Source organism: Bacteroidota bacterium (genome assembly GCA_034723125.1).
In the GTDB taxonomy this organism is placed as follows: Bacteria; Bacteroidota; Bacteroidia; order CAILMK01; family JAAYUY01; genus JAYEOP01.
On sequence record JAYEOP010000499.1, the window covers coordinates 1 to 1,813 of the forward strand.

3 protein-coding genes are annotated in these 1,813 nt (G+C 27.9%); all 3 read right to left on the reverse strand.

The window, feature by feature from the left end:
• Positions 1–424: CRISPR-associated protein Cas4 (locus tag U9R42_12940; protein ID MEA3496924.1), on the reverse strand; the 424-nt coding region annotated here is incomplete at its 3' end.
• The gene (locus U9R42_12945; protein ID MEA3496925.1) at positions 421–978 is read right to left on the reverse strand and encodes a nucleotidyl transferase AbiEii/AbiGii toxin family protein; all 558 of its coding nucleotides are present in this window, start codon (positions 976–978) and stop codon (positions 421–423) included. The genes U9R42_12945 and U9R42_12940, both read right to left, overlap by 4 nt.
• Positions 975–1,739, reverse strand: a complete 765-nt coding sequence (locus U9R42_12950) for a type IV toxin-antitoxin system AbiEi family antitoxin (GenBank protein MEA3496926.1) — start codon at positions 1,737–1,739, stop codon at positions 975–977. Before U9R42_12950 ends, U9R42_12945 begins: the two co-directional genes overlap by 4 nt.
• Positions 1,740–1,813: the final 74 nt, after the last annotated feature.

Consider the following 1,813-nt stretch of genomic DNA (forward strand, 5'->3'; position numbering starts at 1 on the left):
ATGAAGTTATTTTTTTGATTTTAATTTCGATTTCCTTAATTTCTTCTATGTCTATAGTACTTAAATATATTTCTTCTGTTTTTCTTTCTTTTGGATATTCCAATATTCCACTCACACCTTTTATTCCTGCTTTTTCAAAAACATAAATATAGTATTTTAATTGCCAAATATGTGCTTCATGCATTTTGGAAGATTTTTTTATTTCATGAATAACTTTTTCTTTTGTATTGTAAAAATCAATTTTTATTCCTCCCATTTGTATTTCTTCATATTTACCAGAGCGTTTCTGATAAGTACTTTCGTGAATTATTTTTCCTTCAAGCACTGGGTCAGAGGTATGCTCCATTTGTATGTTGTTAGCAAAAAGCCATAACTTGCGGTGGCAAATGAAATAGTAGTTTATGTGGGTTCCTGTAATATTCATAATGTTTTTTGTTTAATAATAAGTTTCACAAACTCACTAACTTGTGTATAAGCTTTCTCGAAATCAATTAATTGTCCCAATGGCAGTTGGTAACCTAAGCTACTATCCCATGCTCTTTTATTTTTTTTCTTCTTTATTGGATTAACAAAACACTCAGGAGAAGAACAGTCAATATCTTTTGCAGATGATTTTTGCAACAACAATTTATAAATTACGGGATATTCAGTATCATCAATTATATTTGAAAGAAAATATAAATCGTAAATATCACGTGATCTGTTTCTTTGCATTAGAGATCTTAGTTTCTCAGAAACAATTTCATTAATAATAAAATTGGCATTAGTTAAAGTAAAATCCAGATCTTCAGAATATCGATATTCTTCAAAATAGCATTTTCTTAAACAAGTTCCTCCTTTGAATACAAAATTATTCCGAACGCTTTCTATCTCAAACATAGCATTTAAGAAATGACCTAATACCCAATCTTTATCAAGTACAGCCGGTTGAATTTTTAAATCTGCTGCTATATTTTGTAATTCTTTTTGAATAATCATGATTCTGCCATTTCAATTATTTCATTTTCAGGAATGTTCTGAATAATTCGCCACGTTTTATTTGTTTTGCCATTTGGTTCACCATTTATTTCAAACAAAGTGTATTTGTTTTTCATTTTACTTTTAGCAAAATCTAGAAATAAATTCATTCCAGGTTTGTTTAGCAAGTCTGTTAAATATGCAAGTCGTTTAATAAGTGAAACATTATTTTCTTCTTTGCAATATTCAATAAGTTTTGTTGCCTTAATATCAGCGTTATTAAATGCCTTAATAATTTCAGCATAACCTCCTGATAAGTTAGGTTTGTCAAAAGCATCAACAATGGTGCGTTCTATGTTAGAAATACGAAAAGTATGGTTCCCATAACCTACTGTAATAAATCCACTCATGGTTTTCTTAGTTTTTCGGGTAAAAAAATATCTAATGCCAAAATACACATTTGCTCTTTTGTCTTTTGATGTTTTTACATAAATAACATTCGGTATTTGCTCTGTCAATCCATGATAATTCATAGCATTCCAATAAGAAATGATACCATCGTTAACCAAAAAACTTCCAATTACAAAATGCTCTCTAAAATTATGCTTGCAATATTTCCCTTTTTCAAGAATATCTATATATCGACTTTTTATTAAGCTTGCAAGTGCAATATTCAACTGTTGTACATTCAGGATTTTAGCATTTATCAATTCTTGTTTTGAAAAGATATCTAAACCATAATCATCAAGATGCTTTAATAGTATTTCTTCTTTTTTTCTCATTTTGCTATTACCATTAAATGTGATATTTTATTTGATAATTCAAATAATGTATTATATTTGAATTATCAAATAAA

Coding starts and splice junctions, on each gene's coding strand:
- U9R42_12945 (MEA3496925.1), bottom strand. CDS start 978: ATGATTATTCAAAAAGAATTACAAAATATAGCAGCAGATTTAAAAATT.
- U9R42_12950 (MEA3496926.1), bottom strand. CDS start 1,739: ATGAGAAAAAAAGAAGAAATACTATTAAAGCATCTTGATGATTATGGT.